General features: G+C 36.2%; 9 protein-coding genes and 1 pseudogene. All 10 read left to right on the top strand.

Annotated elements, in window-relative coordinates:
* The first annotated feature begins 248 nt into the window (after positions 1-248).
* Positions 249-1,238: a LacI family DNA-binding transcriptional regulator gene (locus ACFQZ1_RS11755; RefSeq protein WP_377882354.1), complete on the top strand. Its 990-nt coding sequence runs from the start codon at positions 249-251 to the stop codon at positions 1,236-1,238.
* Between the two features lie 603 nt (positions 1,239-1,841).
* Complete coding sequence (locus tag ACFQZ1_RS11750) at positions 1,842-3,170, top strand: MFS transporter (protein WP_377882352.1); 1,329 nt, start codon at positions 1,842-1,844, stop codon at positions 3,168-3,170.
* Between the two features lie 117 nt (positions 3,171-3,287).
* Positions 3,288-3,476, top strand: a complete 189-nt coding sequence (sda, locus tag ACFQZ1_RS11745; protein WP_377882357.1) for a sporulation histidine kinase inhibitor Sda — start codon at positions 3,288-3,290, stop codon at positions 3,474-3,476.
* 160 nt (positions 3,477-3,636) lie between these two features.
* Positions 3,637-4,392 (top strand): Nif3-like dinuclear metal center hexameric protein, encoded by a 756-nt coding sequence (locus ACFQZ1_RS11740; protein WP_377882351.1) that lies wholly within the window; start codon positions 3,637-3,639, stop codon positions 4,390-4,392.
* Between the two features lie 44 nt (positions 4,393-4,436).
* Entirely contained in the window at positions 4,437-5,240 is an 804-nt protein-coding gene (locus ACFQZ1_RS11735) for an alpha/beta hydrolase (protein WP_174103499.1), read from the top strand.
* Between the two features lie 118 nt (positions 5,241-5,358).
* Positions 5,359-5,658, top strand: a complete 300-nt coding sequence (locus ACFQZ1_RS11730) for a type 1 periplasmic-binding domain-containing protein (RefSeq protein WP_377882350.1) — start codon at positions 5,359-5,361, stop codon at positions 5,656-5,658.
* Between the two features lie 2 nt (positions 5,659-5,660).
* Positions 5,661-5,849, top strand: a complete 189-nt coding sequence (locus ACFQZ1_RS11725; RefSeq protein ID WP_377882356.1) for a substrate-binding domain-containing protein — start codon at positions 5,661-5,663, stop codon at positions 5,847-5,849.
* A gap of 34 nt (positions 5,850-5,883) precedes the next feature.
* Positions 5,884-6,828 (top strand): alpha/beta hydrolase, encoded by a 945-nt coding sequence (locus ACFQZ1_RS11720; RefSeq protein WP_377882355.1) that lies wholly within the window; start codon positions 5,884-5,886, stop codon positions 6,826-6,828.
* Between the two features lie 174 nt (positions 6,829-7,002).
* Positions 7,003-7,812: an alpha/beta hydrolase gene (locus tag ACFQZ1_RS11715; protein ID WP_174103497.1), complete on the top strand. Its 810-nt coding sequence runs from the start codon at positions 7,003-7,005 to the stop codon at positions 7,810-7,812.
* Positions 7,813-7,893: 81 nt separating this feature from the next.
* A pseudogene (locus ACFQZ1_RS11710) lies at positions 7,894-7,988 on the top strand (IS6 family transposase); the annotation flags it as partial.

Here is a 7,988-nt window from a genome sequence, read left to right as displayed (position 1 = left end):
GAAAGAGAAAGAGCAAGGAAAATAAAATGATTACAATACCCATTATCGAACGGGTTTTTGAAGTAAATGGAGAAATTCAGTTTGAAGTAGCTGGCGAAAAAGAAATTCCCATTTCTTGGCTAGAAAAGGAATAGATATTCTTAATAGGAAATCCAACCTTAGCTTGATGGGCATGTGACGTGACCCCATATAGATGATGAATAAGCACTAAAAAGGTATAATAAGACTAAAATGTTGGTGGTGAGTTTATGGCAACAATTACAGATGTGGCAGCAAAAGCTGGTGTTTCTGTACAAACGGTTTCCCGCGTGCTGAATAATAGAGGCTATATCAGTCACTCTACAAGAGAAAAGGTACACCAGGCTATGGAGGAATTAAATTACCTACCTAACGAACTCGCTCGTTCTTTGTTTAAAAAAAAATCAAATATGATTGGATTAATTGTACCCAAAATTTCACATCCTTTTTTTAGTGAGCTAGCCTATTTTCTTGAGCATTATGCATATCAAAAGGGGTATAAATTACTACTATGTAATTCAAATCGTAATAAATCTAAAGAAAGCAGCTATCTTGAATTATTAAGGAAAAACCAAGTCGATGGTATTATTATGGGTAGCCACAGTTTGGATGTGGATGAATATATTAATCTAAAATTGCCTATTATATCTTTAGATCGCATTATCTCTGAAGATATCCCATATGTTGCCTCAGATAACTTTATGGGAGGAAGACTTGCATCACAATTATTAATCAAGAAAAATTGCAAAAAGCTTGCTTTTGTTTATGGTGGCATCGGAGCACAACATCACAATGCACTGCTCGCAAGTGATAGGTTCAAAGGCTTCATGGAAGAAATAAAAGACACTGGGATTGAATATACCACTTTGGAACTAGATGGAACTGACTCAAAACTAGAATACAATGTAGATAAGATTGCTCGGTTCCTTCAAAAGTACCAGGAAGTTGATGGTTTATTTGCCAGCAGTGATGTAATTGCAGCCCAGGTCATTCAAGCTTGTCTTCAATTAAAAAAGACAATCCCGGAAGAAATCAAAGTCATAGGATACGATGATATTGGTATCGCATCTTTAATATGGCCGCGTCTAACAACTATAAGTCAACCAATTGAAAAATTGAGTAAGCTAACAATCGATTTGATTACAAGGCAAATCGAAGGGGAAGAGGTACCACTTGAAAATATTATACCGGTCTCTACCATTGAAAGGGGTACCACTTAGACTTTCAGTAAATAATAGAAAGTGCTTATTATTTTACAAGTACAAGCCAAACTCGATCTCTTTAACCATAATCCATTTCTTTAAAAAACTACTGAGCGTGTCACTCGGTAGTTTTTTCAGTTTTTAAATAAAATTTTAAAATTCTAATTTCACATAAAATTATGTTAAACGATTGACACATGTATGTTAACCGATTAACATATAAATAACAACCGGTTGATTTAGAATTGTTATACTACATGTAAACGCTTTATAGTATTGGTTTGTAGTGAGAATTAATATCCCTAACGTAACTTAAAAAGTTTAATTGGTTTTTAGTTTGATTTGACATGTGGTATTGGAATGAAATATGAATAATCACCTTTTTTACCCTTAAATTAGATGAAAACTAAAATTATAGTTGTATCTTGTTGGGGACTACAATAAAATGTTGACCTCTTTATCAGAATTAATGGTATGGATGTAAAGATACATTCATAATTCGGATCTTTTGTAAGCGCTTTATATTTATGGAGGTGCGTTGCAGTTGTGCATGGTTATCGACCTGAGTATATAGCTTTAAAACGCAAGATAATATTATTAAAAAGGGAGGGGGATTTGATCATGAATGAATCGAGAAGAATACCAAAATTGAGATGGTTTTACTTTTTACCTGTATTATTTTTAATGGGCTTTTTTACATTTTTGAGTTCGTCACTCTTAGCTATTGCCTTACCTGGAGGTATGATGAAAGATTTAGGAATTGCTGCAAGCGTTGCTGGGCTTGCGAGTGGAGTAACGGGTATTGGAGGTATGATTTTACAAATTTCTGGTGGACACAGTGCCCAAAAAGGAACACTTAGAAAATTTTTAGGCATTACAACGATATGCTGGAGCGTAATAACCATTCTTACAGCGTTTGTTACAAACGGTTGGCAACTCATTGTACTCAGATTTCTACTTGGTGTTGCAGAGGGAGCTAGTGTACCAGGCATCATGACTCTTTTGACATACTGGTTTCCTGAAAAGAATGGTGAAAGGAGTCGAGCCATAGCGGTTGTGTTCAGTGCCTCCGGCATCGCAGCAACGCTTACTGGCCCTATCGCTGGGTTTCTAATAGCAATGTTTAACTGGAAAATGATGTTTATCATCTTAGGAGTTATCAGTTTAATTATTGGTGTTATATGGTTTGCTGTAATGTATGACAGACCTGAAGAAGCCAGATGGCTAAGCAAAGAAGAAAGAGACTATATTACTACAACCATTCAAAAGGAACAGAGTGCTTTTGTAAAAGATGAGAACAATAATCTAAGTGGGGATAAGCTGCTACCTATTTTAGGGTATCTTTTAAGAAATAAGTATAGTTGGGCTTTGAGTATCATTGGCTTTTGCGGGGTGTTCGGTCAGATAGGATTTTTTACTTGGATGCCCACAGCTATTCAATCTGTTACACATGCAGGGATTGGTAATATCGGGCTACTAAGTGCACTTCCATCTATATCTGCGATTTTAGGATTGGCAGTATGGTCTAAATTAACAGTGAAGATAAAGCAGCGTCGCCTTAGTACTGGGATACCGCTACTGTTGTTTGCTATTACTCTTGCTTCCTTAGGTCTTTTTTCTAATAGTACAAATGCCGCTTTGTACATCGTTTTAATGTGTATAGTAGGCTTTTTTATACAGGCCTTTATGCCTAGTTTTCACTCAATACCATCTCTTATTTTCTCAAAGGAAGTTGAAGGTGCCGGTAGAGGGATAACAGGAGTTACTTCAGCAATCGGTGGTTTTGCTGGTCCATATCTTGCAGGTATTATTATTTCGATAACAGGTTCGCAAGCCGGCGCCATGTACGTAATGGCAATGATTTTAGTCGTTGGCATGTTAGCATCTTTCATTCTTCCTAAGAATCTTGGTTTAGAAGAACAAGTTGAAAAAAATAATGTATCAGCTTGACTTTCTATTAAAAAAGCTAAGAAAAATATTATTTCAAATTAATAGTGTTCACCTTCTATATAAATTCATCTTAAGTTTTCAACATACTGCTAAAGATATGTTGATTTAAGGGAGGTAATTAAAATACTTTCGACATTAAGTAAAGAAGCTTTATTTCACGCCTATGTACAGGCAATAGCGCAAAAACTTGACCCTTATTTTGTTTTTTTATTGGAAGAAGAGATGTATAGAAGGAATTTACGATTCAGGACTATGGAATATCTCAACTTCAACACGCTATTTGATTTATTTTTTATGTCGAAGTAACAAATTGAACTTATATAGTGATACATTCCTTCTTTAAATAAATGGAATAAGGAATGTATCACCATTTATTTTTTATTTTAATTTAAAAGATGAAAGTAGGAAATAGTAAATGAATGTACAACAAGTGATTGAGACAGTTCTCTCAGATTCATGTGGCGATATGAGACTTGAAAAAACAGGTGATCAGTTAATATGCGGGAATCATAATACTGAGGTCCAAGGAATTGTCACTACGTTTATGGCAACGATAGATGTTATTAAGCAGACTATTGCGGTCGGCGCAAATATGATAATTACACATGAACCCACTTTCTATACGGGGTCGGATGAGACGGATTGGCTTGAGGATGACTCGTTATATCTTGCAAAGAAAATGCTGATTGAAGAAAACAATATAGTAATTTGGCGGTACCATGATTATATGCATATGGCGAAAACGGATAGAATTTATGATGGGCTTCTGCAAGAAATTGGATGGGAAAATAATTTGCTAGAGAAGAACTCGCCTTTCACATACGAAATTAATGAAGTCACTTTAGCTGAACTTGCCGGATTTTTCAAACAGAAACTATCAATGGATGTTATTCAAATTGTCGGCAACCCCGAAATGAAATGTTCGAGAGTAGGAGTGTTAGTTGGTGGAGGAAGCTTAGGTTTAGGCAGAGAACAAATGCCAATGGAGCTAATGAGAAATCATAACTTGGATGTTATGGTGTGTGGTGAAATCACAGAATGGACACTCTGTGCTTATGTCAATGATGCAACCATGCTCGGACTTAACAAGGGAATGATTGTTGTTGGTCATGAGCGGAGTGAAGAATGGGGAATGAAATACATGGCAGAATGGTTGAAGCCCTTGGTAAAGGACATTCCTGTCACTTTTATTGATACGAAAGAACCGTTTCTTTATTTATAAACCTCCATTTTTATAAAATTTAATAGACACAAGGAGTGAGTCAATTGGCCATATCACAAGTTAATTTTTACTCAAAGGCTTTAAAAAGGGATGTTACTTTTAATGCACTATTACCGCTAGATCGCAATGAGATGTTTGGGCATGTAAATGCTGAGGAGCGCCCATTAAAAGCTCTTTATCTTTTACATGGATATTCCGGTAGTTATCTGGATTGGCTTAGCTTTTCAAGAATTCGGGAACTATCTGATAAATATAACATAGCTGTGTTTATGCCGTCAGGTGAAAACCATTTTTACTTGGATGATATTGATAAAGGAGAGTTATTTGGTGAATACATTGGAAATGAATTGGTAATGTTTACACGAAAAATGTTTCCTTTATCCACAAAGAGAGAGGATACCTTTATTGGTGGATTATCAATGGGCGGATATGGAGCAATTCGCAACGGATTAAAGTACTCTGATAATTTCAGTCGTATAATTGCCTTGTCCTCCGCAATCATAACTTACCGGATAGCAGGAATATCTAGCGACTATAAAGATGAAGTAGCAGATTATAAATATTATAGAAGAGTTTTTGGCGACTTAAATCAGCTTATGGGCAGTGATAGAGATCCGGAGGCACTTGTCCTTGAGTTGATAAAGGCTAAAGTGGAAATACCCCAAATATATATGGCATGTGGAACGGAGGACTTCCTGTTAGATGTAAACCAGAAATTTCATGAATTTTTAGTTTCGAAAAAAGTAAATGTCACATATAGAGAAACAAAGGGAGACCATTCAAATGATTTTTGGAACGAATATATTGAAAAGGCTATATCTTGGGTTAGCCTTGATAGGGAAAATTGAGCGGTAATTAATTTTATATATAAAAACAAAGACAATAGTCCTCACTTCGAAGGAACAGTGTGCATAAAACCGACATATAGTGATCCCAGTAGAGGGGACTTCCTCAATTTTCAATTAGTTGAAGAGGTTGAAAGAAATATTAGGTTATAAAGTATTTTTATGCAATAGCTTGAATCATGCACAGAAAGAAAAAAAGTATTTAGATATGCTTCTACGGAATCAAGTGGACGGCATCATTGTTGGTAGTCATGATATGGGGATATTTGATCAAGCTTTAACAAGGTTACCAATTGTCGCAATTGACCAATATATTTCTGATTCTGCTCCCATTGTATCTTCTGATAATTACTTAGGAGGTAATTTGGCAACAGAACATTTGATAAAAAAAGATTGTAAAACAATCATCCATATTAGTTAAAAATTGTTGGTTATGATGGTACTGATATAGCAAAAAATTTCCTTCCGAACCTTACTACATTACAACAGCCTATATCTGATATGGCAGAAAGAGCAGTAAAATTATTAGATAGTAGAATAAACAATGATGATAATCTTATAGATTTTACTCAACCACTTGATGTAAAACTAGTTGAAGGCGGTACAACATAGGTTTAGGTTAATAAAGAAGATGGAGGATCAAATGATGGAGTTTTTAGGTAGGATAAATCCTGAATTAAGGGAGGTTTTAACAACAGCACCAGTAATTCAACTCCCTGATGACTTGGTTATGGCAAGACAAATGCTAATACCCCCAACAGAGAATTCAAAACTTGTTCGAACTACCGAACGGTTTATTTCCGGTGGAGATGGACAAGAAATGCTGATTAAGATTTACGAACCTGCTCAGAGAGATCAGACAAAATTACCAGCTGTTCTATGGAGCCATGGAGGTGGATATGTCTTAGGTCATCCAGACGGAGAAGACAGCCTGTGTGAAAATTTTGTAGAAGCGGCCAACTGTATTGTCATATCTCCAGATTATCGGCTCGCCCCTGAGCATCCTTATCCGGCAGCTATAGAAGACTGTTATTCTGCATTGGTATGGATGACTAACTCAGCGGAAGAATTAAATATCGATTTGAGTCGAGTAGCGATTGGAGGGGGCAGTGCAGGGGGAGGATTAACTGCTGCATTGGCATTAATGGCTCGTGATAAAGGAGGACCTGCCATCTGTTTTCAAATGCCGTTATATCCAATGATTGATGATAGAAATATTACGTTCTCCAGTAACGAAATTAAGGACAAGCAAGCAATATGGTACACATCTAATAATTTGGCGGCTTGGGGTATGTATTTAGGCGAGCATGCAAATGGTGAAATCTCTCCATATGCCGCACCAACGCGGGAGGAGGATCTGTCAGGGCTTCCTCCGACATATACGTGTGTAGGTCAATTGGACCCTTTCCGTGATGAAACGATTGACTATGTTACACGTCTTGCACAAGCCGGCGTTGAAGTAGAATTTCATCTATATCCGGGTTGTTTTCATGCTTTCGAACATATTGTTCCAAATGCAGAAATCAGCCAGCGTGCTAAAAGTGAATATATTAATGCACTTAAAAGGGCATTAAGTTTTAAAGATAAGTAATGCGTGAAGTATATAGAGCATTGTAAAGAGTGAAGTAAAACCTCATAGAAACTTTTTATTGTTTTGAAAATCAAAATTGTTTTAGTAAGTAGGAGTAATTGTTGTTTTACTACTCCTTTTTAATAGAAATAAAAGTGAAACTTATTTCTGAAAAAATTAAATGAGGAAGAAAAAATGATACATGAAATTATCGATATTCGAACAGAGAATTCTGAAGCTAAGTTATATACTTATTTTTTAAATAATTCCCCAGAAATAGATAGTAATCGAAAACGTCCAACGGTCATTATATGTCCTGGGGGGGGATATGAATTTACCTCTGACAGAGAAGCAGAACCGATTGCCATTAGAATGATGGCAATCGGTTTTAATGCATGTGTTTTACGATATAGCGTTCATCCAGCTACTTTTCCAACAGCACTGTTAGAACTTTCCATGGCAGTTTCACTTATTAGGCAGAATGCAGAACAATGGCATGTTGACAAGAATAAGATCATTGTTGTTGGTTTTTCAGCTGGTGGTCACTTAGCAGCAAGTTTGGGGGTATTCTGGAATAGAAGTTTTTTATCTGAAAGTTTAGGGATTTCGAATGATGAGATAAAGCCCAACGGAATTCTATTAAGTTACCCAGTTATTACATCTGGACCATATCGACATAAGGATTCTTTTACTGCATTGTTAGGAGAAAACCATGATAAATCTTTACAAGAGGTATCATTGGAAAATCACGTTTCCACCGACACCCCGCCAACTTTCCTATGGCACACTTATACGGACGAGCCTGTTCCTGTTGAAAATAGTTTTTTATTTGCTAATGCTCTTCTTAAACATAAAGTGCATTTGGAAATGCACATTTACCCTAATGGGATTCATGGTTTGTCTCTTGGAACAGAGGAAACTAAGGAAAAAAATAACGAATGGACCATCCAGCCAGAAGTAGCTAATTGGATTGAAATGGCTGGGCGTTGGATAAAAGGACTTTGATAATAAAAAGGGTTCTGGTGCAAGAAATCTAGTAAAATTGGACATACTGATACTAGTACTCTAAAAAGGGGAGTGATCAGTATGGAAAAGCAAAATTTATTCAAGTGGAAACATTATCAACCCGATATTATTCTTCTTACTGTCAGATGGTACCTACGGTACAACTTGAGCTTTCG

The sequence above is a fragment of the Bacillus sp. CGMCC 1.60114 genome (assembly GCF_042676365.1).
In the GTDB taxonomy this organism is placed as follows: Bacteria; Bacillota; Bacilli; order Bacillales; family Bacillaceae_G; genus Bacillus_A; species Bacillus_A rhizoplanae_A.
Note: the sequence above shows the minus strand (reverse complement) of the source record. Positions and strands in the feature narration are given on the sequence as shown.